Annotated in this window: 34 protein-coding genes and 5 tRNA genes; 37 read left to right on the top strand and 2 right to left on the bottom strand. The window is 43.1% G+C overall.

What is annotated here, in order from left to right; genetic code table 11:
- A partial coding sequence (locus A3G19_RS02910) for a 6-carboxytetrahydropterin synthase (RefSeq protein ID WP_294870485.1) occupies positions 1-466 on the top strand: 466 nt, incomplete at its 5' end.
- Here A3G19_RS02910 and glp read toward each other — a convergent pair.
- Positions 463-1,680 (bottom strand): gephyrin-like molybdotransferase Glp, encoded by a 1,218-nt coding sequence (gene glp, locus A3G19_RS02915; RefSeq protein ID WP_015654601.1) that lies wholly within the window; start codon positions 1,678-1,680, stop codon positions 463-465. The two genes, A3G19_RS02910 and glp, sit on opposite strands and share 4 nt — an antisense overlap.
- A 103-nt stretch (positions 1,681-1,783) precedes the next feature.
- Between glp and A3G19_RS02920 the strand changes: the two genes are divergently transcribed.
- From A3G19_RS02920 to A3G19_RS03030, 23 genes are all read left to right on the top strand, one after another.
- On the top strand, positions 1,784-2,197 hold the full coding sequence (locus A3G19_RS02920; protein ID WP_015654600.1) for a hypothetical protein: 414 nt from the start codon (positions 1,784-1,786) through the stop codon (positions 2,195-2,197).
- Complete coding sequence (locus tag A3G19_RS02925; protein ID WP_015654599.1) at positions 2,194-2,862, top strand: RsmE family RNA methyltransferase; 669 nt, start codon at positions 2,194-2,196, stop codon at positions 2,860-2,862. Before A3G19_RS02920 ends, A3G19_RS02925 begins: the two co-directional genes overlap by 4 nt.
- Positions 2,863-2,965: 103 nt before the next feature.
- On the top strand, positions 2,966-3,169 hold the full coding sequence (gene rpmE / locus A3G19_RS02930) for a 50S ribosomal protein L31 (protein ID WP_015654598.1): 204 nt from the start codon (positions 2,966-2,968) through the stop codon (positions 3,167-3,169).
- A 42-nt stretch (positions 3,170-3,211) separates the two neighbouring features.
- On the top strand, positions 3,212-4,021 hold the full coding sequence (gene rsmI, locus A3G19_RS02935) for a 16S rRNA (cytidine(1402)-2'-O)-methyltransferase (protein WP_015654597.1): 810 nt from the start codon (positions 3,212-3,214) through the stop codon (positions 4,019-4,021).
- A 14-nt stretch (positions 4,022-4,035) separates the two neighbouring features.
- Positions 4,036-4,713, top strand: a complete 678-nt coding sequence (gene rlmB, locus A3G19_RS02940) for a 23S rRNA (guanosine(2251)-2'-O)-methyltransferase RlmB (protein ID WP_015654596.1) — start codon at positions 4,036-4,038, stop codon at positions 4,711-4,713.
- Positions 4,710-5,513: a hypothetical protein gene (locus tag A3G19_RS02945; RefSeq protein ID WP_294870487.1), complete on the top strand. Its 804-nt coding sequence runs from the start codon at positions 4,710-4,712 to the stop codon at positions 5,511-5,513. The genes rlmB and A3G19_RS02945 overlap by 4 nt, the downstream gene beginning before the upstream one ends.
- A 10-nt stretch (positions 5,514-5,523) precedes the next feature.
- Positions 5,524-6,153, top strand: a complete 630-nt coding sequence (locus tag A3G19_RS02950; RefSeq protein WP_291750902.1) for a hypothetical protein — start codon at positions 5,524-5,526, stop codon at positions 6,151-6,153.
- Positions 6,154-6,224: 71 nt separating this feature from the next.
- Positions 6,225-7,448 carry an LL-diaminopimelate aminotransferase gene (locus A3G19_RS02955; protein ID WP_015654593.1) on the top strand — a complete coding sequence of 408 codons (1,224 nt, stop codon included), beginning with the start codon at positions 6,225-6,227 and terminating at the stop codon, positions 7,446-7,448.
- A complete protein-coding gene (locus tag A3G19_RS02960) occupies positions 7,445-8,704 on the top strand; it encodes a homoserine dehydrogenase (RefSeq protein WP_015654592.1) in 1,260 nt (419 codons plus the stop codon). Before A3G19_RS02955 ends, A3G19_RS02960 begins: the two co-directional genes overlap by 4 nt.
- 195 nt (positions 8,705-8,899) lie before the next feature.
- Positions 8,900-9,013 (top strand): 50S ribosomal protein L36, encoded by a 114-nt coding sequence (gene rpmJ / locus A3G19_RS02965; RefSeq protein ID WP_015654591.1) that lies wholly within the window; start codon positions 8,900-8,902, stop codon positions 9,011-9,013.
- A gap of 2 nt (positions 9,014-9,015) precedes the next feature.
- Positions 9,016-9,387: a 30S ribosomal protein S13 gene (rpsM, locus tag A3G19_RS02970; RefSeq protein WP_015654590.1), complete on the top strand. Its 372-nt coding sequence runs from the start codon at positions 9,016-9,018 to the stop codon at positions 9,385-9,387.
- A gap of 11 nt (positions 9,388-9,398) precedes the next feature.
- Positions 9,399-9,791: a 30S ribosomal protein S11 gene (gene rpsK, locus A3G19_RS02975; protein WP_015654589.1), complete on the top strand. Its 393-nt coding sequence runs from the start codon at positions 9,399-9,401 to the stop codon at positions 9,789-9,791.
- 11 nt (positions 9,792-9,802) lie between these two features.
- Positions 9,803-10,429, top strand: a complete 627-nt coding sequence (gene rpsD / locus A3G19_RS02980) for a 30S ribosomal protein S4 (RefSeq protein WP_013461151.1) — start codon at positions 9,803-9,805, stop codon at positions 10,427-10,429.
- A 23-nt stretch (positions 10,430-10,452) separates the two neighbouring features.
- Complete coding sequence (locus A3G19_RS02985; protein WP_015654588.1) at positions 10,453-11,445, top strand: DNA-directed RNA polymerase subunit alpha; 993 nt, start codon at positions 10,453-10,455, stop codon at positions 11,443-11,445.
- 27 nt (positions 11,446-11,472) lie between these two features.
- Positions 11,473-11,823: a 50S ribosomal protein L17 gene (gene rplQ / locus A3G19_RS02990; protein ID WP_015654587.1), complete on the top strand. Its 351-nt coding sequence runs from the start codon at positions 11,473-11,475 to the stop codon at positions 11,821-11,823.
- 127 nt (positions 11,824-11,950) lie between these two features.
- Positions 11,951-12,226: a NifU family protein gene (locus A3G19_RS02995; RefSeq protein ID WP_294870490.1), complete on the top strand. Its 276-nt coding sequence runs from the start codon at positions 11,951-11,953 to the stop codon at positions 12,224-12,226.
- 48 nt (positions 12,227-12,274) lie between these two features.
- Positions 12,275-12,868 (top strand): tetratricopeptide repeat protein, encoded by a 594-nt coding sequence (locus A3G19_RS03000; RefSeq protein WP_015654585.1) that lies wholly within the window; start codon positions 12,275-12,277, stop codon positions 12,866-12,868.
- Positions 12,858-14,153 carry a UDP-N-acetylmuramoyl-L-alanyl-D-glutamate--2,6-diaminopimelate ligase gene (locus tag A3G19_RS03005; RefSeq protein ID WP_294870492.1) on the top strand — a complete coding sequence of 432 codons (1,296 nt, stop codon included), beginning with the start codon at positions 12,858-12,860 and terminating at the stop codon, positions 14,151-14,153. The genes A3G19_RS03000 and A3G19_RS03005 overlap by 11 nt, the downstream gene beginning before the upstream one ends.
- Before the next feature lie 106 nt (positions 14,154-14,259).
- Positions 14,260-14,634 carry a (2Fe-2S) ferredoxin domain-containing protein gene (locus A3G19_RS03010; protein ID WP_015654583.1) on the top strand — a complete coding sequence of 125 codons (375 nt, stop codon included), beginning with the start codon at positions 14,260-14,262 and terminating at the stop codon, positions 14,632-14,634.
- Between the two features lie 3 nt (positions 14,635-14,637).
- Positions 14,638-15,003 (top strand): aspartate 1-decarboxylase, encoded by a 366-nt coding sequence (gene panD, locus A3G19_RS03015; RefSeq protein WP_015654582.1) that lies wholly within the window; start codon positions 14,638-14,640, stop codon positions 15,001-15,003.
- Positions 15,004-15,046: 43 nt separating this feature from the next.
- Complete coding sequence (locus tag A3G19_RS03020; RefSeq protein ID WP_015654581.1) at positions 15,047-15,895, top strand: polyprenyl synthetase family protein; 849 nt, start codon at positions 15,047-15,049, stop codon at positions 15,893-15,895.
- A 3-nt stretch (positions 15,896-15,898) separates the two neighbouring features.
- Entirely contained in the window at positions 15,899-17,815 is a 1,917-nt protein-coding gene (gene tkt, locus A3G19_RS03025; RefSeq protein ID WP_015654580.1) for a transketolase, read from the top strand.
- Between the two features lie 85 nt (positions 17,816-17,900).
- On the top strand, positions 17,901-18,653 hold the full coding sequence (locus tag A3G19_RS03030) for an RNA methyltransferase (RefSeq protein ID WP_294870494.1): 753 nt from the start codon (positions 17,901-17,903) through the stop codon (positions 18,651-18,653).
- Here the strand turns inward: A3G19_RS03030 and A3G19_RS03035 are convergent.
- Positions 18,637-18,960 carry a thioredoxin family protein gene (locus tag A3G19_RS03035; RefSeq protein ID WP_041192758.1) on the bottom strand — a complete coding sequence of 108 codons (324 nt, stop codon included), beginning with the start codon at positions 18,958-18,960 and terminating at the stop codon, positions 18,637-18,639. The genes A3G19_RS03030 and A3G19_RS03035 overlap by 17 nt on opposite strands.
- A 12-nt stretch (positions 18,961-18,972) precedes the next feature.
- Between A3G19_RS03035 and A3G19_RS03040 the strand changes: the two genes are divergently transcribed.
- The 13 genes from A3G19_RS03040 (at position 18,973) to nusG (ending at position 25,681) form a co-directional block, all read left to right on the top strand.
- Complete coding sequence (locus A3G19_RS03040; protein WP_294870495.1) at positions 18,973-19,854, top strand: radical SAM protein; 882 nt, start codon at positions 18,973-18,975, stop codon at positions 19,852-19,854.
- A 3-nt stretch (positions 19,855-19,857) separates the two neighbouring features.
- Positions 19,858-20,811: a magnesium/cobalt transporter CorA gene (gene corA, locus A3G19_RS03045; protein WP_294870497.1), complete on the top strand. Its 954-nt coding sequence runs from the start codon at positions 19,858-19,860 to the stop codon at positions 20,809-20,811.
- Positions 20,812-20,930: 119 nt separating this feature from the next.
- Positions 20,931-22,019, top strand: a complete 1,089-nt coding sequence (locus A3G19_RS03050) for a sodium/calcium exchanger membrane protein (protein ID WP_015654575.1) — start codon at positions 20,931-20,933, stop codon at positions 22,017-22,019.
- Positions 22,020-22,022: 3 nt separating this feature from the next.
- Positions 22,023-22,760, top strand: a complete 738-nt coding sequence (locus tag A3G19_RS03055; RefSeq protein WP_294870499.1) for a YaaA family protein — start codon at positions 22,023-22,025, stop codon at positions 22,758-22,760.
- A 66-nt stretch (positions 22,761-22,826) separates the two neighbouring features.
- Positions 22,827-22,903: transfer RNA gene (locus tag A3G19_RS03060), tRNA-Thr, on the top strand.
- A gap of 56 nt (positions 22,904-22,959) precedes the next feature.
- Positions 22,960-23,045: transfer RNA gene (locus A3G19_RS03065), tRNA-Tyr, on the top strand.
- Between the two features lie 3 nt (positions 23,046-23,048).
- Positions 23,049-23,125, top strand: a tRNA-Gly gene (locus A3G19_RS03070).
- 99 nt (positions 23,126-23,224) lie between these two features.
- Positions 23,225-23,299, top strand: a tRNA-Thr gene (locus A3G19_RS03075).
- Between the two features lie 95 nt (positions 23,300-23,394).
- Positions 23,395-24,594, top strand: coding sequence for an elongation factor Tu (gene tuf / locus A3G19_RS03080; RefSeq protein ID WP_015654573.1), 1,200 nt, complete (start codon positions 23,395-23,397; stop codon positions 24,592-24,594).
- 37 nt (positions 24,595-24,631) lie between these two features.
- Positions 24,632-24,784 carry a 50S ribosomal protein L33 gene (gene rpmG, locus A3G19_RS03085; RefSeq protein WP_015654572.1) on the top strand — a complete coding sequence of 51 codons (153 nt, stop codon included), beginning with the start codon at positions 24,632-24,634 and terminating at the stop codon, positions 24,782-24,784.
- Positions 24,785-24,815: 31 nt separating this feature from the next.
- Positions 24,816-24,891 (top strand) — tRNA-Trp (locus A3G19_RS03090).
- A 64-nt stretch (positions 24,892-24,955) separates the two neighbouring features.
- Positions 24,956-25,141 carry a preprotein translocase subunit SecE gene (gene secE / locus A3G19_RS03095; RefSeq protein ID WP_013461133.1) on the top strand — a complete coding sequence of 62 codons (186 nt, stop codon included), beginning with the start codon at positions 24,956-24,958 and terminating at the stop codon, positions 25,139-25,141.
- A gap of 9 nt (positions 25,142-25,150) precedes the next feature.
- The gene (gene nusG / locus A3G19_RS03100; RefSeq protein WP_015654571.1) at positions 25,151-25,681 is read left to right on the top strand and encodes a transcription termination/antitermination protein NusG; all 531 of its coding nucleotides are present in this window, start codon (positions 25,151-25,153) and stop codon (positions 25,679-25,681) included.
- Positions 25,682-25,707 lie beyond the last annotated feature (26 nt).

Raw genomic sequence — 25,707 nt, forward strand, 5'->3', positions numbered from 1 at the left:
ATCGGATTATCTTGATAACGGTCAGATGGTCTATGATTTTGGCCTCATGAAGCAGGGGATGAAAGAGTTGATCGATGCCTTCGATCATGCTATTGCCCTGTGGGACGGAGACGATGCGGAGTATATTGCCGATATGAAGAAACACTCCAACCGATGGGTGCAGATCCCTGTTTCTCCTTCGGCAGAACAGTTTAGCCGTCTTATTTTTGTAATGATTGATAAGTTGCATTGGTTTACACAAATGGTGAACGGCGAGAAAATGGTACGGCTCTATAGTATTATCGTCCATGAGACGGATACGGGATATGCGCAGTGTTTTCGTAATGATGCCTACTCGGACAAGATGGGACTGATAGATTTAGAAAAAATTATTTTCAGCGATGAAGTACGTGAAGGGTGGAATGATCCTGCGTTATGGGAACGGATTAAACGAGGAGAGACTTTTATCAATCCCCGGAGCGTTTAAAGCGTTATCAGAGAATTTTGTTTCTCTGAACTCATACACCAGCGTGTCGGAATAACTTTTACGACGGCGTCTTGCTCAAATCCTTCTACGCTTGCATCCACCATCATAAACGCGTTGGCTCGTGATAGGGGCAACACCATACCGGGACCAAATTTTGGGCTCGGGGTAAAAGATGCTCCATCAAACCAGCCCGGAATCAGTGAACGTCTCCCTTTTTTCATTTTAAAAGGCTCACTGATATGAGTTGTAATGCTAGAGAGGAATTTATCGGCTCTGCCGCTAAGAGATAGGATGGCACTTTGTCCGAACAGTTCAAAACACAGAGCTGCCGCAAGTGGATTTCCGGGAAGATTGAGAATAATACTATTTCCGATACGCCCAAACGTCGTCGGTTTCCCGGGTTTGATATCCACCGATTCGAACGCACCCTCAAAGCCCAGTGATTGAAATGCCTCTTTGGTGAAATCAGCATCTCCGACACTGACACCGCCTGAGGTGATGATAAGATCGGCATTGAGGGAGCGCCGAATATGCTCTTGGATCGATGATAGAGTATCTTCTGCCGTTCCGGTAAAGATTACATCACAACCGAGCTCTTCCGCCCGTGCACCAAATGTCGGGGTATTGGTGTTGTAGAGTTGATTGGCTCCCAGTGTTTCATGGTGCATTTTGAGCTCATTGCCGGATGAAAATAATGCAACACGAGGGCGGCGATGGACGCTAACATGGGTGATCCCCTGTGATGCCAGTAAAGAGATATGATGGGCATGAAGCATCGACCCCTGATCTAGCAAGAGCATTCCGGTTTGGATGTCTTCTCCTTTGAGTCGGATATGCTGAGAGGGCTTAATGGTTGAGGGGAAGGTAATGAGATCTCCCATGACACTTACCTCTTCAATCGGAACGATTGCCTCGCACCCTTGCGGTATTTTGGCACCGGTCATAATACGGATACATTGATTTTCGACAAGTCGGATTTCATCCCCGTCACCGGCAAAGATAACATGTGATTGTTGAAGAGTTTTTCCGGCATCTTCACAGCGAAGTGCATAACCGTCCATGGCTGAATTATCGAAAGAAGGGAGGGCGTAGGTGGCGGTAATGGTTTCGCATAAGACACGATGGACTGCATTTTCAATCGGTACAATTTCGCTTTGGGTCGGTGAAGCGAGGGAATAAACCAGTTTTAATGCCTCTTCTACGCTGATCGCCATCTTATCTCCTTGGGGTTATTTTCTCATCATGCCGCAATAAATGTTCACGTATGAGCAATGATTTAGATAGTCATTATAGGCAAATTAAGGTAAAATCCCCTTTATGGAAGCTATGTATAAAACCGGACTTAATATCCACTATTTTGGAGTGATTGTATTGATGGGAGTTGTCGTGTTCAACATCGTGATGTTGTCCCTTTCCCATCATATAATCCGATACGCTAAACGGATGCGGATTGTGATGCCGATTTCCGGTTCACTCATCGCCTTGATCCTTTTTACCGGTGCGGTGATGATGGCCGCTAAACATTTACAGTTCACTTTTTCGAATATAGCTATGATTGTCATCGCTATTGTGATGATTATTCTTGAAGCCAAACGGTACAAAACACTCAAGCGCAAAACCGATATCAGCCAAGAAGGTGCTTTTCGAGAATATAAGCAAAAAGCATTTCGTTTTTTGGGTATTGAAATGGCGTTGCTGATCACTATAAGTGTTTGGATGATGATCGTATGAAATTTCTCCTCCATGTAAATACCGGCTTAGATGAACTGAGCGTTAGCGGTGATGACTATAAGTATCTCATCAAAGTACGACGTCATAAAGCAGGGGACCTAATCGCGTTTCGCTCTCGTGAGAATTTACGGGAAGAGTACCGCTATCGTCTTGAACGTACGGATGGACGCAATGCTTATTTTACCCTTCAAACACATCATGGTTCACCGTGTGAAAGTGGGCGTCCATTGCACATCGGATGGTGTTTGATTGATCCGAAAACCATTGAGAAAACGTTACCGATGCTCACCGAACTCGGGGTAAGCAAAATTACTTTTATCCATTGCCGTCGCTCACAGCAAAATTTTCGTCTCGATTTTGACCGATATAAGCGTATCATGGAGAGTTCGATTATGCAGTGCGGTCGAACATCCTTGATTGAACTTGCCGAAACTCCGGCATTGAGTACCTTTTTAAAAAACAATCCTCAAGCGGTGATTTTCGATTTTGGTGGAGCTCCTCTGGCTCAAGAGGAAATGATTGATACCGTTGTGATCGGATGCGAAGGGGGATTTGATGAGAGTGAACGAAAAGGGTTTGCAGATCATCGAATCCGCCTTTTTCCTTCCCCAATGATTTTACGTTCGGAAACGGCAGCGGTTGCGATTGCATCGAGGTTATTGTAAAAAAAGAAATTTTTCGTTATAATTCGCCTCCAATTATCCGCCCCCGTACGGATATAAAACTATACCGACCGACGTACAATGCCGTCGATCACAAGGCAAAATTATGAAAAAAGATCTTCACCCTAACATCGTAGAATGTTCAGTTAGCTGTGCATGTGGTAACGAATTTACTACAACCAGCATTAAAGATTCGATCCGTGTCGATATTTGCAGTGCATGTCACCCGTTTTATACCGGTTCTGAGCGTCAAGTAGATACTGCCGGCCGTATCGATAAATTCAAAAAACGTTACGCATTAAATTCGTAATTTAAACCTTTGCCTCTTTGGGGGCAGAAACCGAGCACTCTTATGCTAAGCCTCGTCCCCACTCCTATCGGAAATATTTCTGATATTTCACTTCGTTCTCTTGACGTTTTATCCACCGCACAAACTATTCTTTGCGAAGATACCCGTGTTACCAAAAAACTGATTCATTTACTCAAAGAACGCCATAATCTTACGACTGCGGAACCGCAATTTTTGAGTCTTCATTCGCACAATGAGGCTGACTTTATTTCCAAACTCACTCCTGAATTTTTTAATCAAAATGTCGTTTATGTGAGCGATGCGGGGATGCCGGGGATCAGTGACCCGGGGCAGATGTTGATTAGCTATTGTATTGAACACGGTATTAGTTATGATGTTTTACCGGGGGCAAACGCGGTTCTGACGGCTTTTGTAGCGAGTGGTTTTATCCAAACCAAAATGCTTTTTTTCGGCTTTCTCCCCCACAAAGGGAACGATCGTTCAGCTGCTTTGCAAGAGGCATTGTATAACGGTTATACGACAGTATTGTATGAGGCACCGACTCGGTTGGAGAAACTTTTATCCGAAATAGCCGTTGCCGTACCGGATCGGAATGTTTTTTTGGCTAAAGAGCTAACGAAAAAATTTCAGCGGTTTTACCGAGGAAAAGCGACGGAACTTATCTCTCAAATGGATAAAGAGATTCGAGGGGAATGGGTTGTGGTGATTGAAGCTTCACAGGGAAAAAGCTCTTCTTTGAGCGAACAAGATATCTTAGCACTGGATATTCCGAAAAAAGCGGCATCCAAACTGATCGCCAAAATTACGGGTGAAAATCCCAAAGAGTGCTATCAGCGTCTCTTAAACACATAAAGGTAAAATAACGTATGCTTATTTATGGAAAACAACCGGTTTACTACGCACTAGAACGTCACAGGGATCGTATCAAGACCCTTTATCTGGCTAAAGAAGTCGAGAAAAAAGAGTATTCGGCACTCATGAAAATGGGTTTTGAGATCAAAAGGATCCCCGAACAAGCGGCTCAGGCCATGGTCAAAGGGGGAAATCATCAAGGCTTTATTGCCGATATTTCTCAGATTGTCCCTTATGCTTCTCCCTTTTTGAAGAAATGCGATTTTGTGGTGATCCTTAGTTCGATCACCGATATGGGGAATATTGGCTCACTCATTCGAAGTGCGTATGCATTAGGGGTTGATGCGATTGTTATTAGTGGCATTAAAGAGCCGAATCTGGAACCGATGATTCGTACCAGCAGCGGTGCAGCACTCGATATGCCTCTCGTTATTATTCATAATATTCATGACGTATTGCATGAATTGAAACAATCAGGTTTTCAGATATACGGTGCTGTTATGGATGGAGAGGATATACGGCAAACGGCGTTTGCTTCGAAACGCGCTTTGGTTTTGGGAAATGAGGGAGAAGGACTTAGCGGCCGAGTCCAGAAAAGTCTTGATGTCGGCATTTCGATTCCGATGGCGCATGATTTTGATTCTTTAAATGTCGGTGTTGCCGGCGCAATCTTGATGGAGAGAATGAGATGAAATGTAACACGTTTGAAGATTTACAGGCTCTGGGAACAGAGAAAATTCATGAACGAACCCATATTTCCCGTGATAAAGTAGAGTTGGTTCTGACTAAGTCCTACGGAGAGATCGGGCGGGTTCAATTCATGGGATACCTCTCAATTTTGGAACGTGAATACGGTATTGATCTCAATGATATCAAAGAAGAGTATATAGAGTTTAATCAAAACCACGCACCGTTGCTCGCCCCAAAACAATCGGTCATTTTGCAATCTGTTTCCAACTCCAAGCCAAAGTGGGTTATGGCAGGAATCGTTTTAATTCTCATTTTAATGGGAGCCGGATATTTTTTACAAGGAAAAATGTCAACAGAACCTCGTGAAGAGGTGATGCAGCTTACGACCTTGGCAGTTAGTGTTGTGGATGAGATGCAGGATGTAAATCTAAGTGATGCCAATGAGACGAACGTTACGGCTGCTCCTTTGGCGGTAGAAGCAAACCAAACGAAGCCAGGTGTTTCACCGACGATAGCTTCCGGTAAAGTGGTTACGATCCGCCCGACATATAAAGTGTGGTACGGGATGATTGATATGGCAACGGGCGAGAGGGTTCAAAACATTACGGCTGAGCCTATTATGATTGACACCGCTAAAAACTGGTTGATCTTTTTAGGACATGGGAGGGTTGAGCTTGACTCTTCAGGCGGGAAAACGGTTTTAACAGAGAAAGAGACGGTTCGATTTATTTGTGAAAACGGTGTTTTAAAACAAATCACTAAAGATGAATTCATTGAACGCAACGGCGGAAAAAACTGGTAAGCTCAGCCCAATGAAACATTTCGCACCCCTTGTGTGTTTCCCGTTTCTCCTTTTTGGTTCATCCGTGAATACCGAGATAGTGTTTACAGGTGAACCGACGGTAAGTGTACGGACAATTATGCAGGCCTTTAATGCCATAGGCTATAAATTTGAGGTTGATACGTTCATTGTTGAAAGCGGTTCAGGAAAGCTTCTGGGTACTGCAATCGGGAATAAAGCGTTCAACCCTCCTGCATTGGGAGAAAACCTCAAAGAGCAGGGAATAAAAATCGAACGTGCGCATATGGATGATAAAGGGCTGATCTTAACCCTCGACACCCAAAAGGCTCTTTGGAATACTCCTTTACTTGGAAGTGATGAGGGATCTGAATTAAAACGTGTCAACACACCGCAATGGTTTCGTGTTGAAGAGGGGCAGAATATCCGCATTGAGCCCCCTTATACCGGTAAATGGTATCCCGATATTGCTGTTTTGGATGTTTCTATGCAAGTACTCTCTTCATTTCGCTCGACGGAACCCAAAGAAGAACTTCAATTTGAGCTTCCAAAAGGGAGCTATTATCTCAAAGTATCTAACGCACAGGGGATGAAAGTTCTCAAAGAGGGGACATGGATTGAGTCGATGAGCCCCGGACGATAAGTGAGAGTATTATAGTTAAACTAAGCCTCTTATGTTAAAATGGCGCAATTTTTTAATCACAGGTTGTAGCCATGTTTGATGAAATCCAATTTGACCGGATTAAACGCCTTCCAAAATACGTATTTGCTGAAGTAAATGAGCTGAAAATGGCTCGCCGTCGTGCCGGTGCCGACGTTATCGATTTCAGTATGGGAAATCCAGACGGTGATACCCCGGAACATATCCGCAAAAAATTGGTTGAGTCGGCAGAAAAAACCAAAACGCATGGTTATTCGGTTTCCAAAGGGATTCCGAAACTTCGCCAAGCAATTTGTGATTGGTACAAACGTCGTTATGACGTTGATCTTGATCCCGATACGGAAACCGTTGCAACAATGGGATCGAAAGAGGGATATGCTCACCTCGCCTATGCAATTACCAATCCGGGAGATGTGGCAGTTGTTCCTGACCCAACCTATCCGATCCATTCGTATGCTTTTATTCTAGCCGGCGGAAACGTTCAAAAGATGAAACTCCCTTTTGATGAAGATTATAAAGTGGACGAAGATCTCTTTTTTGAACGTTTGGAAGAGGCGTTTCATGTATCGTTTCCTAAACCAAAGTATGTCGTCGTGAATTTTCCTCACAACCCGACAACGGCGACCGTAACTCCGGAATTTTATACTCGTATCGTCGAGATGGCAAAGCGCGAACGGTTCTATATTATCAGTGATATCGCGTACGGTGATTTGACGTTCGATGGCTATAAAACACCATCGATTATGTCGGTTCCTGGAGCAAAAGACGTTGCTGTTGAGAGTTTCACTCTCTCCAAAAGTTACAACATGGCGGGATGGCGTGTCGGTTTTTTTGTCGGAAATCCAAAGCTCATCGGTGCGCTTCAAAAAATCAAGAGTTGGTTGGATTACGGTATGTTCACCCCGATTCAAGTAGCGGCAACTATTGCGCTTAATGGTGATCAAACGTGTGTTCAAGAGATTACTGACAAGTATGACCATCGTCAAGATGTATTGATTGATGCATTCAACCGTGCAGGATGGCCTTTGCGCCGTAATCAAGCATCGATGTTTGTGTGGGCTAAAATTCCTGAATGTGCCATTCATATGGGAAGCCTTGAATTTTCAAAACGTTTATTGGTCGAAGCGAACGTAGCCGTTGCACCGGGAATCGGCTTTGGGGATTACGGCGATGAGTATGTCCGTATCGCATTGATTGAAAATGACAAACGAATCCGTCAAGCCGCTAAAAATATCAAGCAGTTCTTGAACACATTGAATGGTAAGGCTCACGAGTGACACGTGTCGGTGTTATCGGTGTCGGTACGGTAGGGCGCGCTGTTGTTCAGATACTCGAAGAGAACAAAACCATCATTGCAGCCCGTTCAGGCGATGAGATAATTGTTAAAAGCGGAGTGGTACGTGATCTTTCCAAAGTATCCGATCTGTCAATTGCCCTTTCGCAAAATCCCTATGATATTGTTGATGATCCTGAAATAGACATTGTGGTCGAATTGATGGGAGGGGTAGAACTTCCTCTTGAAATTGTTAAAAAAGCACTTCAGAACGGTAAAGCGGTGGTGACGGCGAATAAAGCCCTTTTGGCCTATCACCGTTATGAACTTCAAGACATCGCCGGAGATATTCCCTTTGAATTTGAAGCAAGCGTTGCCGGCGGTATTCCGATCATTAATGCTCTTCGTGATGGTCTCTCTGCCAATCATATCCTCTCCATCATGGGGATTATGAACGGAACGTGTAATTTTATGCTGACCAAAATGATGAGCGAGGGGACTCCCTTTTCTGAGGTTTTAGCCGAAGCGCAGCGTCTTGGGTATGCCGAAGCCGATCCGACATTTGATATCGGCGGATTTGATGCAGCCCACAAACTGCTCATTTTGGCATCGATTGCGTACGGTATCGATGCCAAACCCGAAGAGATTCTGATTGAGGGGATCGAGGGGATCACCCCTGCGGACATTGCATTCGCTAAAGAGTTCGGTTATACGATTAAGCTCTTGGGGATCGCCAAACGAGAAGGGGATGAAGTAGAACTTCGTGTCCATGCGGCGTTGGTTGATGAAGGTGCAATGATTGCCAAGATTGACGGTGTTATGAACGGGATCAGTGTCGTCGGTGATCGTGTCGGTGAAACCCTTTATTACGGTCCGGGTGCGGGCGGCAATGCGACAGCGAGTGCAGTAGTTGCCAATATCATCGATATCGTCCGCTCCGGCAAGCGTTCGCCGATGCTCGGGTTTAATCATCCGCTCGAAGAAGGGTTACATCTCAAAAATCAAGACGATATCCGTTCCAAATATTATCTTCGTCTCCGTGTATCGGATAAACCGGGAATATTGGCACAAATCACAAGCCTTTTTGCTGATCACTCTATTTCGATCGAAGCGGTTATTCAGCGTCCATCCGAGAGCGAATGTGCTCATTTGTTGTTTGCAACTCACGAAGCAACCGAACGCTCGATACATGCTCTTATGACGCAACTTGAAAGATTAGATGCCGTTTTAGAATCTCCATTTATGATTCGAATTGTGTAGCCACAATTCAAATCACATTTCTATTTTATACCTTAATAAAAATTTAACCTTAATTACTGTAATATACGCGTCCACTTTGCCCTTTCGGACAAATAGAATTGAATGTTTCTAACTGCGTTAAGCCGTAGTTACAAGTATTGGTGCGATCAATCTCACCTACGAAAAGCAAGTGATTTAAATCAACGGAGCCTACCGATGAAAGTACGTTCTTCAGTGAAGAAAATGTGCGACGATTGTAAAATCATCAAGCGCAAAGGGGTCGTTCGCGTAATCTGCAAAACCCCAAAACATAAACAGAGACAAGGATAAGCATGGCACGTATTGCTGGTGTGGACTTACCTAAGAAAAAACGTTTGGAATATGCATTAACTTATATCTATGGTATCGGTTTACATACTTCACGCAAAATTTTGGATGCTACTGGACTCGATTACAACAAGCGTGTATTCGAACTCAGCGAAGATGAAGCGGCAACAATCGCTAAAGAAATCCGAAACAGCGGTATTGCTGTAGAGGGTGACCTTCGTAAACAAGTTGCTATGGATATTAAAGCGTTGATGGATCTTGGTTCTTACCGTGGTCTTCGTCACCGTAAAGGTCTCCCATGCCGTGGTCAAAAAACCAAAACCAATGCTCGTACACGCAAAGGTAAAAAGAAAACCGTCGGCTCAGCCACAAAGTAAGGGATTAGAGTATGGCAAAAAGAAAAGCAACCCGTAAAAAAATCGTAAAGAAGAATATTGCTCGAGGTATCGTACATATCTTGGCTTCATTCAACAATACCCTTGTAACGGTAACAGATGAAATGGGTAATATGATCGCATGGAGTTCGGCTGGTGCCCTTGGTTTCAAAGGTTCTAAAAAGTCAACTCCGTTTGCTGCGCAACAAGCAGTAGAGTCTGCGCTCGAAAAAGCAATGGTCCACGGAATTAAAGAAGTGGGAATTAAAGTTCAAGGTCCAGGTTCTGGCCGTGAAACAGCAGTTAAAAGTGTTGGTGCGATCGAAGGTCTCCGTGTTTCTTTCATGAAAGACGTTACTCCACTACCACACAATGGATGTCGTGCGCCTAAGCGCCGACGAGTCTAAGGAGTTTAGCAATGGCAAGATATAGAGGACCCGTAGAAAAAATCGAAAGAAGATTCGGTGTAAGCCTTGGTTTAAAAGGTGAGCGTCGTCTTGCAGGTAAAAGTGCCCTTGACAAACGTCCTTACGGACCAGGACAGCACGGTCAACGCCGTACAAAAATTTCTGAATACGGTACACAGCTTCGCGAAAAACAAAAAGCGAAATTCATGTACGGTTTGAGCGAAAAACAAATGCGTTCATTGTTCGGTGAAGCAAAGCGTCGTACAGGTAACACCGGTACAAACTTGGTAATGCTTCTTGAGCAACGTCTTGACAACGTTGTTTACCGTATGGGATTTGCAACGACTCGTCGTTTTGCACGCCAATTGGTAAACCACGGTCACGTATTGGTTGACGGCAAACGTGTTGATATTCCATCTTACCGTGTAAAACCGGGTCAAAAAGTGGAAATTCACGAGAAAAGTAAAAAGAACAACCAAATCGTTCGTGCAATTGAGTTGACCAACCAAACCGGTCTTGCGGCATGGGTTGACATCGATCAAGATAAAGCGTTCGGTATTTTCACACGTCTTCCAGAGCGTGAAGAGGTTGTTATCCCAGTTGAAGAACGTCTAATCGTCGAGCTTTACTCGAAATAATCATTAAAGAAAGGGCGTTCAGCATGAAAAAAATTAAGACATCACCGCTTCTTCCGAAAGAGTTTGTCGTCGAGCAAATCAGCGCGAACGAAGCGAATATTATCGCCTATCCGTTTGAAACCGGATTCGCGGTTTCACTCGCTCATCCACTTCGCCGCTTTTTGCTAAGCAGTTCGGTTGGATACGCGCCGATCGGTATTAAAATTGAGGGTGCTAAACATGAGTTCGACTCTGTTCGCGGTATGCTCGAAGACATTTCGGATTTCATCATTAACCTCAAAGGTGTTCGTTTCAAATTGAAAAACGGACTCAAAGAGAAAGAGATCACTTACAGTTTCGCAGGCCCTTGTGAAATTCATGGACGTGATTTGGATAATGACGATGTCGAAGTGGTAACGCCAAATTCATTTTTGGCAACGTTGAATGAAGATGCGACGTTAACTTTCACCGTTAAAATTCATCAGGGTATCGGTTATGCACCGAGTGAAGATGTACGGGATGTATTAAGTGATGGCTACATCGCTCTTGATGCGTATTTTACACCGGTTCGCCGTGCAACTTATGCTATTGAGAACGTATTGGTTGAAGATAACCCGAATTTTGAAAAAGTAGTAATTAACATTGTTACTGACGGACAAATCTCTCCGGTAGATGCGTTTAAAAACGCATTGGAAGTTATGTACGCACAAATGGCGGTATTCAACAGCGAAGTGAGCATTAAAACTCCTGCGGCAACTGAGCGCAATGATGAGCATCCTGAGCTTAAACGTTTGGGTGCTCGTATTGAAGATCTTGGTTTAAGTGCACGCAGCTTCAACTGTTTGGATCGCTCTAACATCAAATACATCGGTGAAATCGTAATGATGAGCCAAAATGATTTGAAAGAAGTGAAAAACCTTGGTAAGAAATCGTTTGAAGAGATTTTAGAAAAAATCACTGAGTACGGTTATACTGTCGGGCAAGACTTGGCTGATGAATTGATCAGCGCAATTAAAAAGAAAATCGAAGCTGAATAAGCTTTAAACTATTATAGGAAGTATCTCATGAGACATCGTCACGGATACCGCAAGCTAGGTCGAACGAGCGCACATCGTGAAGCTTTGTTGACCAACCTTAGCATTGCGTTGATTGAACACGGTAAAATCGAAACTACGTTGATGAAAGCAAAAGAACTTCGTTCATTTGCTGAAAAATTGATTACAACTGCACGTACAGGTGATGCAAACGCTCACCGTTCTGTGTTCGCTGTATTACAAAACAAAGAAGCAACGAAACAACTTATGAATGAAGTTGCTCCTAAATATACTGAGCGTAACGGTGGGTATACTCGTATCGTTAAAACTCGCATTCGTCGTGGTGATGCTACACCAATGGCGTACATTGAACTCGTTTAACGAGTTCAATACCTCCCCCTTAAATCGAGCTTCGCTCTAAAACTACCCTTTTCCCATTAGTGCATGTAAAGAGCATTTTTTATACCATAACACAATATTAGAGCGTTTATTTAAAGGTACAATAACTATGATTCCATTTAGCGATGAAGAATTGATACAGCCGGTTCGCAGTGTCATTGATAAAATTCGTCCGAGCCTAGCGTTGGACGGCGGTGATATAGCATTTCTTACAGTTAAGAATGGAACAGTATATGTACAATTACAAGGTGCGTGCATTGGATGTTCAAGCAGCGGTAATACATTAAAATACGGTGTAGAACGTCAATTGCGGATGGATATCCATCCAGAATTAAATGTCATTAACGTACCGCAGGGTATGGAACATCAAATCGACGCATTATAATTTCACATCATTGAGCCGATATTAGAATAATACATAGGAGGGATATCTATGAAAACCATTACCTTATCTAAAACCCTCAAGCAAGCAAATGAACATTTTTTGGCGGGTCAGTACACTGAAGCTTTACGTGATTATTCATTAGCACTTAAAGACCACCCTGATTCTAAAGAGGCCTACAACGGTGCGATTTTATCTGACATGGCTATGGGCGGTGAAAGTGCCGGAGAAGCATTGTTTGACTACTATACAATTTTGCGCAGTGAAGATGTCGAAACGGCGGATACGGTAATTTCTGAAATTTTACAGACAATGGACGGGACATTGGATCAGTTGTCCGGATTGTTTGATGAGACCGTAAAACAGCGTTTGGCATATGAAGACGGTATTATGTACACAGAGTTTAAAGAGTTGGTTGAGAGTGAAAATGATTTTAACCGAATTTTTGAAAACATTATGTTCTCAACGCGTGTCATTATTACCGAGAAAGAAGATTTTGTTGATTTTTTGGATAATCTGATCGATCATGGGTACAAAGAGATGGCACTGAGTTATTTGGAAAGTGCTCTTGGTGTCTATCCGAATGATCGACAGCTTCGCAATTTGTTACGTCGTTTAGCCAAGGGGAAAAGCATTGAAAATTGAGATTGAAGGTCAGCCTTATCGATTCATTAGTGAAAATTCAAGCGATTGCAGCAGTGAATGTGCTTTTTTACTGACAAAGCAAAATGAGAAGTACAAAGAGGATGCTCTTTCCCGTGGGGCTCACTCAATAATCGCCCCAGAGGAATGCTGGAGACTTTTTGGATTGGATCGAATCTGTGTTATCGGTATTACCGGAACGAACGGGAAAACGACAACCGCGAGCGCTATTTATTCGTTATTGCTTGATTTGGGACACAAAGCAGCCATGCAGGGTACGCGCGGCTTTTTTATGAATGATGCGCCGATGGAGGGGAAAACGCTGACGACCCCGAGCGTACTCAATACCTATCGTCATATGGCACACGCAATAGCCTCAGGGTGTGAGTATTTCGTGATGGAAGTAAGCTCTCATGCGATCGAACAAGAGCGGATCGCCGGGATTACGTTCGGATTGAAGATCTTAACCAACATCACTCAAGATCATCTCGATTATCATGCAAGTATCGAAGAATATACACGGATTAAAAATCTCTTTTTCCAAGATGAGACGAAAAAGCTGATTAACAAAGATGAATCCAAGGCTGAGTTTAATTTCAAAAATGCTTTTACGTATGGAGTCGAAAACCCGGCTACCTATAAAATTATTGCCTATTCTCTGAATAACGGTGTAAGCGGCGTATTGAAACATTTCGAAGATCACGTTCCGTTTGTTACTTCGTTGCACGGCTTTTTTAATCTCTATAATATTACTGCGGCAATGGCAGCGGTTCATTTGGTAACCAACGAAAGTCTGGAAAAAATTGCCGATGCGGTTGAAAATTTCGGCGGTGTAAGCGGACGTATGGAGGTGGTTAGCGAATCTCCTCTTGTGATTGTTGATTTTGCCCATACTCCTGATGGGATGGAACAGGTACTCAATGCCCTTAAAGAGAAAGAGGTATTGGTCGTTTTCGGTGCAGGCGGTGATCGTGATCGGACAAAGCGACCATTGATGGGACGAGTCGCGAGTACGTATGCTAAAAAAGTGTATGTAACGAGTGATAATCCCCGCTTTGAAGACCCAGATGCCATTATCGAAGATATTTTGGCAGGGATTGAAGATAGATCGAATATTTTTGTTGATGTTAATCGCAGAGCTGCAATTGCTCAAGCGCTTAAAGAGCGTAGCGGCGATGAAGTGGTTTTGATTCTAGGAAAAGGGGATGAAACCTCTCAGATCATTTACGATCAACATCTCCCGTTTGATGATCGCGTCGTAGCCCGTGAGTTGTTAAAAGAGATTTAAACCGACAAGTTGCTTACTGGAGCTTAATATGCACTGGTAGGATTTGGCTATAATACCGTTATTAATTTGCGGTGTCAAAAGCACACTGATTTCAAGGATGTAGTAGATGGGTATCCCACAACCGGCGTTTTATATTTTCAAATGTGAACAAAGTTCCCCTCCGGGCATGCCAAAACCAAGCTGTGTTAATCCGCAGACTCAGGATTTGTTTCAACATTTGGCTCAAACATTGATGCAAAAAGGTCTCATTGCAACCGTACAACCGATCCGTACTTCATGCATGAACCGCTGTAATGTCGGACCGATTATGTTGGTAGAACCGGGACATGTCATGTATGCGGGACTTACAAAAGAAAAAATCAATGAAATTATCGATCGTCATATCATTGGCGGCGAAGTGGTACAAGAGTATGTTATTCCCTCTGATCTATGGGATACGGCAATCAGCCCTGCTGATATGATGAAGCAGATGGGACGCTAATCGATGTTGATCGAAATGCTCTACAGTAAAATACACCGTGCTACGGTCACCGACGCTAATCTTAATTACGTCGGTTCGATCACGATTGACGAAGAACTTTTGGAAGCTTCCAAAATGCGTGTAGGTCAAAAAGTGGAAATCCTCAACATCAATAACGGTGAGCGGTTTTCGACCTATATTATTCTTGGTGAGCGCGGTCAACGTGATATTTGTCTAAACGGCGCTGCGGCGCGTAAAGTACATAAGGGTGATAAGATTATTATCGTTGCCTATGCCACATACAATGATAATGAACTCGAAAACTACAAACCTACCGTCGTATTAGTCGATGATGAGAATGCAATCACCGACATAATCGAGAAGATATAAGCTCGCTCATGCTACACTTTCGCTAAAAAATAGTGGGAGAACAATGGAGCAGTTTGAAGCATTTTTAAGTTCACATCTTCCAACTGTTGAGAGCTTTCACCCCCATTACGAGTCATCTTTGCATCAAATGCTTATCGGTGGCGGAAAACGGTTTCGCCCGGCACTTTTATTGGGAGTCGTTGGTGCTTATAACCCGCTTTTAATACAAAGTGCCTATTCGGTTGCATTAGCGATTGAACTGCTCCATACTTATTCTTTGATTCATGATGATCTTCCCGCTATGGATAATGCCGATTTGCGTCGAGGTCTTCCAACTCTCCACAAAACATACGATGAAGTGAGTGCCATTTTAGCCGGTGATGCACTTAACACCTATGCCTTTGAAGTCCTTTCCAATGCTCCGCTTTCTGATCGGGTGATTGTTAAATTGGTTCGCTCCCTTGCCTATAACGGCGGAGTGCATGGGATGGTTTTGGGCCAAGCGATTGATTGCCATTTTGAAAATCAGCGTTTAGAATTGGATCAAGTGAAAATGCTTCATATTCACAAAACGGGGAAACTCATTGCCGCATCGTTACAAATGGGGGCATTTATTGTTGGACGTGACGATCTTGCGCACTCTTTATATGATTTTGGGATTGATTTAGGGTTGCTTTTTCAGATTCAAGATGACATTTTAGATGTGACACAAAATGATGAACAAGCGGGTAAGACTACCAATAACGATCAGGCAAAAAATAGCTTTGTCACTTTATTAGGATTTGAGAAAGCTATGGAAGAAGCGGATGTTTTGGCCGAAAAAATTACCCAACAAATGATGAGTTTTGATGAGAATTTGCAGCGTGAGTTGTCACCAACACTTAACCACTACATTAACCGACACAAGGACTAAACGATGAGTAATACAACACGCCAAAAAATGGCTGATACAATCCGCTTTTTAGCGGCAGACATGGTTCAACAGGCCTCTTCAGGACATCCGGGCGCTCCGATGGGATTGGCAGATATCGCGGTTGTTCTCTCTGAACATCTCAATCACAACCCGAAAAATCCAAAATGGCTCAATCGTGACCGTTTAGTCTTCTCCGGCGGACACGGGACTGGATTGATCTATTCCCTTTATTATCTTTGGGGATACGGGTTGGAGATCAGTGACCTTCAAAACTTTCGTCAGCTTGATTCTAAAACTCCGGGACATCCTGAGTACGGTCACACGGCTGGAATTGAGATTACAACCGGACCTTTGGGACAAGGAATTGCCAATGCGGTCGGTTTCGCTATGGCTTCCTCATATGTCGGCAACAAAGTAAACTCAGAAACGGCAGCATTGATCGATCATAAGGTTTACTGTTTGTGTGGTGATGGTGACCTCGAAGAGGGAATTAGTTATGAAGCGTGTTCGATTGCAGGGCATATGGGATTGGATAATCTGGTATTGATTTACGATTCAAACTGCATTACGATCGAGGGATCGACCGAGCTTAGTCTCAGTGAAAATATGAGAGATCGTTTTGAGTCTCAAAACTGGGCAGTTTTGGAGATTGACGGACACAATTTTGATGAGATTGACAGTGCATTGACTCAAGCTAAAACCATTAAACGTCCGGTACTTATCATAGCAAATACCGTAATCGCTAAAGGCGGTGGTAAAATGGAAGGGACTCACCATGCCCACGGAGCACCTTTGGGACATGATGTGATCAAAGAGTCAAAAATTGCGGCAGGGTTTGACCCTGAAGCAACCTTTGCAGTTGATGCGGATGTGTTGGAACGTTTCCGATGTGCGATTGAGAAAGGGGACTTGGCAGAGCGTGAATGGAATCACCGTCTTAAAGAACTCCCTCTTTCTGAGCAAAACGAAGCGTATGAGCAGTTGATGAACCCTGATTTCAGTCGTATCCAATGGCCTAGTTTCGAAAAAGCCGATGCAACGCGTAATACGAACGGTATTATTTTGAACGCCATTGCCAAAGCGATTCCAGGGTTCCTCGGAGGTTCTGCTGACCTTGGACCATCGAATAAAACCGAACTTACCAATATGGGCGATTTCCCTAAGGGTAAAAATATCCATTTCGGTATTCGTGAGCATGCGATGGCATCGATCACCAATGCGATGGCCTTGTACGGTCCGCTAATGCCATTTAGTGCAACCTTCTTCGTATTCAGCGATTACCTCAAACCATCCGCTCGTATTGCTGCGTTAAGCGGAATCCAGCACTTCTTTATTTGGACTCATGACAGTATCGGTGTGGGTGAAGACGGCCCTACTCATCAACCGATTGAGCACTTGAGCCAGTTCAGAGCCTTGCCGAATTTTTATGTTTACCGCCCTGCAGATGGTGCTGAGAATGTCAAATGTTGGCAAAAAGCCCTCTCGATGAAACACTCACCCTCAGCATTTGTCTGTTCACGTCAAAATCTTCCGTTGCTCCCATCCGCAGTTCACGGAGATGCTGAAAATGGTGGTTACTTGCTGATTGAACGACCAAATGCTACCGTTACCATTATGGCATCGGGTTCTGAAGTCGGTTTAGCAATCGAGTCTGCCGAACTCCTCCTATCTCGCGGTATTGCAGCCAATATTGTGAGTGTCCCGTGTTTTGATCTCTTATTAGAACAACCACAAAGTTACATTGATACTATTATCAAGCCGGGGACAAAACGTGTTGCGATTGAAGCGGCACGAGGATTGGAATGGTATCGTTTTGCCGACAGCGTTGTGGCAATGGACGGATTTGGTGCCAGTGCACCTGCCGATAAATTGTTTGAAAAATTTGGATTCACTGCGGAAGCCATCACAGCTAAAATTTAACTTCTGCCTCGTAGAGGCTAGCTTTAGTAGCCCAAGCGGCTAGCGTAGCGAAAGGGATGTATTCCTTTCGCGTCAAAGGAAATAGATGAATGATTCTCCTGAATATTTAGAGAAGAAGCGTTTTTTTGATTCGCTGATTACCCTTTATGGGCGTAATGTAGCGGTCGAAGTACTTCGTGATCAGGATGTACAGATTCACAAACTTCACCTCTCGAAAAGCAACCGCAGTGATGAGACGATAGAAGAGATTATGGCATTGGCCCAAATGCGCGGCGTGGAGATCAAGTACCACACCAAAGAGTCATTATCCCGTATCTCTAAAAACAGTGCTCAGGATCAGGGGGTTGCGATTGATGTCGTGAGTCAAAATTACCGTAGTGCTTCTAATATCGCGACCGATTTACCGGGTTCATTTCGTCTATTAGCGTTAGATGGGATCAATAACCCTCAAAATTTAGGGATGATTGTCCGCTCCGCTGCCGCCAGCCGGATTGACGGCATTGTATTGCCACGCCGCAACAGCACCAAACTCTCACCTTTGGTGATGAAAGCGAGTGCGGGTACATTGTTTAAAATCCCGATCTATTATTGTGAGGATTTGAGTGAAATTCTAACCTTGAAAGACACGGCGATTATTACGCTTTCCTCACATGCACACGATGATATTCACTCGTTGAAAATTCCATCACGTGCAATTTTTGTCTTAGGGAATGAATCGGAAGGGGTGAGTGATGCGGTGATGAGAGCCTCGACACACAGTGTGAGCATTCCCATGTATCGCGGAGTGGAATCGCTCAATGTTGCCGTAACGGCAGGGATTGTTAGTTTCCTACCATAAGGTTATAAGGCCGCTCAATCGCGTCAACCACTTCACCGACACTCATATGTCGGCTTTTTCGTAAAAATTCCTGCCCTTGAAAAAAGATTAGTATTGTTGGAATCGCAAAAACACTAAAATGAGATCCGATTTCGGGAGTTTCCGAGATATCAATACTCTCTGCTACAAAAGTGGGAAAGTTATCCATAATGGCTTCGGTCAGTTTGGGTTTGAGGGCATGACATACATTGCAGGTCGGTGCGCTGAAGTAGAGCATCACTGCGTCATTGGTATTTAGAGTTTGGTTGATTGATTCTAATGTTTGCATAAAGGTATTATAGTGAAATTTCATCGTGCGTATGTAGAGGTAACCAATGTATGCGGATTGGCATGTACATTTTGCCCTCCAAAACTTCATCCTACGACGACGATGGAACTCCCGTTTTTTAAAAAGGTAGTTGAAGAGTTATCCGCTTATACGGATGAGATTGCCCTTCATGTGATGGGGGACCCAATGGTCCTCACCAATTTGAGAGAGTATTTAGAGATTGCCTATGCGAGTGGATTGAAGGTGATGATCACTACGAGCGGATTTTATCTCGATTCGGCACGGCGTGAAGCTCTTTTTCACCCTTCAATCCGTCAGATTAATATATCACTCAACAGTTTTAATAAAAATAGTGTTTCTCGAAGTTTTGAGAGCTATATGGACCCTATCTTAGAATTATGTGATGAGAAGCTGTTGCGGAGTAAAGATTTTTTTATCAATTTAAGAGTTTGGAATTTGGATGAAGAACAGAGTGAAAAAGAGTTTAATGAAAAACTCTTTGAACTTTTAGAGAGGCATTTTGATCTTGAGGAGGGGAGCGTTGCTTCTCAGATCAATGGGGAACGTCAATCGATTCGACTGGCATCTAAAATACTTCTCCATTTTGATCGTTATTTTGAGTGGCCGAGCCTGAGCAATACTCACGAAAGTGACGGTTATTGTCAGGGGCTTGACAAGCAAATTGCTGTTCTCTCTGATGGTCGTGTCGTACCGTGTTGTTTGGATTCAGAGGGGATTATGGAGCTGGGTAACCTGAGAGAGACAAATTTGGGTAAAATTCTGAAAACGAAACGCTCCTTATCAGTTGTCAATGGCTTTGCCAAGGGAATCTGTAGCGAAGAGCTGTGTCAAAAATGCTCCTATAAAGAGCGATTCAATAGAATAAAGGAGTAGCTCATGATTAAATGTTACGTCCGTAATGAAAATGCGATAGCATTTATCGATACGATGTCGGAGCTCGACGGGGATGTAATCGATAAAGTGATATGGATCGATATGCTGATACCGACGTATGATGAGATTATTTTTATCGAAAATACGTTCAATATCAAATTTCCAACCAAACAAGAGACTGAAGAGATCGAGATTAGTTCACGCTACTGGGAAGAGTCTGATCGCATTGAAATTAACAGTTATTTTTTAGTAACAAAGCCTGAGAGTTCTCACAATGAAACCGTCTCGTTTATCCTCTACCGAGATCTGATGATTTCAATACGTTATACAAACTTATATACTTTTGATGAGTTCAATCGAAAATTTTTTGCTACACCCAAACAGTTTGAGACCGGATATGATATTTTTTGTCAAATTTTAGATATACGGATTGATGCGGATGCGGATATCATTGAAAAGCTTTCGAAAGATATTACCCGAGTGCGCAAGCATGTTTTGACCGATTATACGAACGAGGATGAAGAGATATTGGAACGTATCTCTTCATTGGAAGATTTGAATATGCAGCTTCGTGAGAATCTGAATGATAAACAGCGAATTTTGAGTGCATTTCTAAAGTCGAGTAAATATAAGCATTCTCTAAAACACGATATTACCGTTATGCTTAAGGATATCAAATCACTGATTGATTACACCGATTTTAATTTTGAGCGGCTTGATTATCTCCAAAATATTTTCGTCGGAGTTTTGAGTATTGAGCAAAATAAAGTTATCAAGATGTTTACGATTGTTAATGTCGTTTTCCTTCCACCGACCTTGATCGCGAGTATTTATGGGATGAACTTTGATCTTCTCCCTGAGTTGCATTGGAAATACGGCTATTTACTCTCTGTTTGTATGATGATTATTTCATCGATATTACCGGTGTATATCTTTAAACGAAAAGGGTGGATTTAAGAATGATGCCGATTATGGTATGATTCTTAATTACCATTTATAAAAAGGACAAAGAATTGGACAGGCGGATACGCTATTTTATTGAAGACTATTGGGATATCTTTATTGGGATATCTGCAATGGCGCTCGCATTTATTTTTCATACTCAGCATGATTCGATGATGGCTACACTTTTTTCTGCCATTGGGATTGCAGCACTTTCTCTCACGGTTGCTGAAGTAGCGGATATTCTTTCCGAACGTCTCCAAGAGCCTTATGGCAGTTTTGTACTTACTTTTAGCGCCGTTGCCGTTGAGATTATCCTCCTTTATGTTATTTTACTGGAAGTTCGTCACTCTCCCGAAGTCTTAGAAACGGTAAAGGGGGGGATTATTTCGGCGGTTATCGTCGATTTGAATGTTCTCCTTGGACTTGCCGTCTTTTTAGGGGGACTGGCGTATACGCAGCAGCAACACAACAAAGAGACCTCCAGCGCTTACAGTACCGTTTTGTTTGTCGCTTCTAGTGCTTTGCTGGTGCCGGGGTTATTGAGTCACACTGAACATGGAAGTGCTGCATTAACTCATGTCAGTCATTTAATCGCTGGGGTATTGCTCCTTTTTTACATCATTATTTTTATTTTCCAAACCCGTACTCACACCCACTTTTTTAAAGCGACGGCTCGCAGTCGCTTTTTCCGTTTGAAACGAAAACTTCAAGAGGAAGAAGATGCGGAGATTGATGAAAACGAATCAAGCGATTATGTTTTTGAACATCTCAGCACCCCCGTTAATTTCGCGGCGATTTTTGGGTTTATTGCCATTATCGCATTTGGAGCAGAAATCTTTGCCGGTGAAGGTGTTCATATTGCAAAAGAGTACGGTATTTCAGCAGGATTAGCTGGTTTGGTGATTGCAATTATCAGCGTATCTCCTGAGATTTTCACCGCCGTACGTGCAGCGCGTAACGATCAAATTCAGCGGGTTGTCAATATTGCCATGGGGGCTTCAACGGTATCGATTATTTTAACGGTCCCAATTTTAATGATGTTGGCGTATATGTCAGGGATTAATCTTACCCTCGACTTTAACCCGCTTCAAATCGGTGCTTTACTCCTAACAATCCTATTGGTATGGAAAACAACCGATGAGGGGGAGACCAACTACTTTGAGGGGGCATCGCACATGATGTTCTTTCTCAGTTACGCCATTATTGCCGCGTATTATTAACCGATGATCATCCTTTTTTCACCGAGCGAAGGGAAACGGGAGGGGGGAACGCTCCCTCCGCTTACTCAACAAAGCCTTATTTTTCCTGATCTGTATTCGAAGCGTCTTGCAGTAATCGAGCAGTATCAAACTTTGACGCACAGAGGGAGCGACGAAGAGCTGTATGAACTCTTTGGGCTCAAAGATACCAAAGAGTATGAACGGTATAAATTCCCCTTTAGCACAATGCCTACGATGAAAGCGATTGAACGTTACGATGGGGTAGCGTATGATTATCTCTCTTACACGCAACTCTCATTGGAAGTTCAACACTATATTGATACCCATACCATTATTTTCTCCAATCTTTTCGGACCGATCCGTGCCGGTGATTCAATCTTTGATTACAAACTCAAGCAGGGCTCTTCGATCGGAGCTTTTGCGCCTGATAAACATTATAAAGAGAGTTTTAGCGCTGCGCTGGATGAGATGATCGGTGATAATGAGATTTTAGATTTAAGAGCTGGGTATTACGACAAATTTTATATCCCTAAAAAACCAAGTGTTACCTTGAAGTTTCTCAAAGGGGGAAAAGTGGTAAGTCACTGGGCAAAAGCATATCGGGGGATTATCTTACGTGAAGCGGCAAAGCACCAAATATCGTCGATAGAAGAGTTATTGGCGATGAATATCGAGGGATTGATTGTACGTGAAATAATGGAGACGAAAAAGAAAAAAGAGGTCGTTTATTCGATTGTTTGATTTTCTTTCAAATAGGCTTGACTTTTTAGAAAAGAGTGTATATAATTTCGGCTCCATTTCACCAATGCCGGCATAGCTCAGTTGGCTAGAGCAATTGATTTGTAATCAATAGGCCCGGGGTTCAAATCCTCGTGCCGGCACCATTGAATGAAATCGGAAACGCATTACATTTATCAGTGTTAGACCAGATTATGGCCGTGGTGAGATACTCAAGTGGCCAACGAGGGCAGACTGTAAATCTGCTGATTTTTATCTTCGAAGGTTCGAATCCTTCTCTCACCACCATCTGCGGGAATAGCTCAGTTGGCTAGAGCGTCAGCCTTCCAAGCTGAATGTCGCGAGTTCGAGTCTCGTTTCCCGCTCCACTGGGAGCTGAAGTACAATTCGCAATATTTACTTCATCATTACCTTAAGACCGTAAAATAGTTTTTAAGCTTCCAAAATACATTTTATCATTGTTTTATGCTCACGTGGCTCAGGGGTAGAGCACTTCCTTGGTAAGGAAGAGGTCGGCGGTTCAAATCCGCTCGTGAGCTCCAGTAATAATATTGTAATTTTTTGAAAGCTTGAAAGCTATTTCAGCTGTTTTTTGGTATAATTCCAAATTCATTTACACATTCAGTCGGAGGACACTATGGCAAAAGAGAAATTTGAACGTACAAAACCACATTGTAACATCGGTACAATCGGTCACGTCGACCACGGTAAAACTACGTTGACTGCAGCTATTACAGCTGTACTTGCGGTAACAAACGGCGCAAAAATGATGGATTACGATGCAATCGATAATGCACCAGAAGAGCGTGAGCGCGGTATTACCATCGCTACTTCACACGTTGAATACGAAACAAACAACCGTCACTATGCACACGTTGACTGTCCTGGACACGCCGACTATGTTAAAAACATGATTACCGGTGCTGCACAAATGGACGGCGCTATTCTTGTTGTTTCTGCAGCGGATGGCCCAATGCCACAAACACGTGAGCACATCCTTCTTTCTAAACAAGTCGGTGTTCCGTACATCGTTGTTTTCATGAACAAAGAAGATATGGTTGATGATGAAGAGCTTCTTGAGCTTGTAGAGATGGAAATTCGTGAACTTCTTGATATGTACGATTTCCCGGGTGACGATACTCCAATCGTAGCTGGTTCAGCTCTTCGTGCACTTGAAGAAGCAAAAACTGGTGTTCTTGGTGAGTGGTCAGCAAAAATCCAAAAGCTTATGGCTGAGGTAGATGCTTATATCCCACAACCAATCCGTGAAACAGATAAAGATTTCTTGATGCCGGTAGAGGACGTTTTCTCTATCTCTGGTCGTGGAACTGTTGTTACTGGTCGTATCGAGCGTGGTACAATCAAAATCGGTGAAACTATCGAAATCGTTGGTATCCGTGATACACAAACAACTACCGTAACTGGTGTTGAGATGTTCCGTAAAGAAATGGAAATGGGTGAAGCGGGTGACAACTGTGGTCTTCTTCTCCGTGGTACTAAGAAAGAAGATGTTGAGCGTGGACAAGTTCTTTGTAAACCTAAATCAATCACTCCTCACACAAAATTTGAGGCTGAGATTTACGTATTGAGCAAAGAAGAGGGTGGACGTCATACTCCATTCTTCAATGGCTACCGCCCACAATTCTATGTTCGTACAACCGATTGTACAGGTGCTATCACTTTGCAAGAAGGTACTGAGATGGTTATGCCTGGCGATAACGTGAAAATCAATGCAGAATTGATTCACCCAATCGCTATGGAAGAGGGTACTCGCTTCGCTATCCGTGAAGGTGGACGTACTGTCGGCGCTGGGGTTGTTTCTAAAATCCTTGCATAATTTTATCCGGCCCTAGGGTCGGAACATAAGGTCAAACATGCGTGAAAATATCCATTTAGCGTGTGAGAAGTGTACTCGTCGTAACTATCACACAAGTAAAAATAAAAAGACTCATACTGAAAAGTTTTCAGTACGTAAGTTTTGTAAATTTTGTCGTGAACACACGGTTCATAAAGAAGCAAAACTTTAAGTCGTATCCCCTCGGGGATTCTTAATCATATAGGTCAGTAGTTCCAATGGTAGAGCGCCGGATTCCAAATCCGATTGTTGGGGGTTCGAATCCCTCCTGGCCTGCCACCCATTTTCTACTAATGATGCTTACGGGCTTTATTCGTTGGAAATGTCCTGAGGATAGAAATAAATGAAAAATACATTAAGTCAAACCATTCACAATGCGAAAATGGAACTTGCAAAAGTTATTTTCCCGACTAAACCACAAGTGAAACAAGCATTTATTGCGGTTATTGCGGTTGTTACATTCGTTGTGTTGTTTTTAGCACTGGTTGATTTTATTATGTCTTCAACCGTTTCAGCAATTTTGAGTTAAGGAAAAAACATGGCACATCGTTGGTACTCGATTCAAACCTATGCCGGTAGTGAACGCAGTGTTAAAGCCGCTATCGAAAATATCATTGCTGAAAACAATCTTCAAGATGTGATTACAGAAGTAATCGTTCCGACGGAAGATGTTATCGAAGTGAAAAATGGTAAAAAGAAAATCACTGAGCGTTCATTGTACTCAGGGTATGTGTTTGCAAATATGGATCTTAGTATTGATCTTCAACACCGTATCCAATCACTGCCGCGTGTTGCAGGGTTTATTGGTGAATCAAACAAGCCGACTCCCCTTAGCGAGAACGATATTGCGGTGATCTTGGATCGTGTTACGAACCGTTCGGCTCCGAAACCGAAAGTCTTCTTCGACAATGGAGAGATGGTTCGTATTGTTGACGGTCCGTTTGCAAACTTTACCGGTACAGTGGATGAATATGACCTCGAGCACGGAACATTGAAGCTCAATGTTTCTATCTTCGGACGTAGTACTCCGGTTGATATTTCGTACACTCAAGTCGAAAAAATAATTTAATCTCAAAAAAAGGAAGCACAAATGGC

Source organism: Sulfuricurvum sp. RIFCSPLOWO2_12_FULL_43_24 (assembly GCF_001829605.1).
Lineage (GTDB): Bacteria > Campylobacterota > Campylobacteria > Campylobacterales > Sulfurimonadaceae > Sulfuricurvum.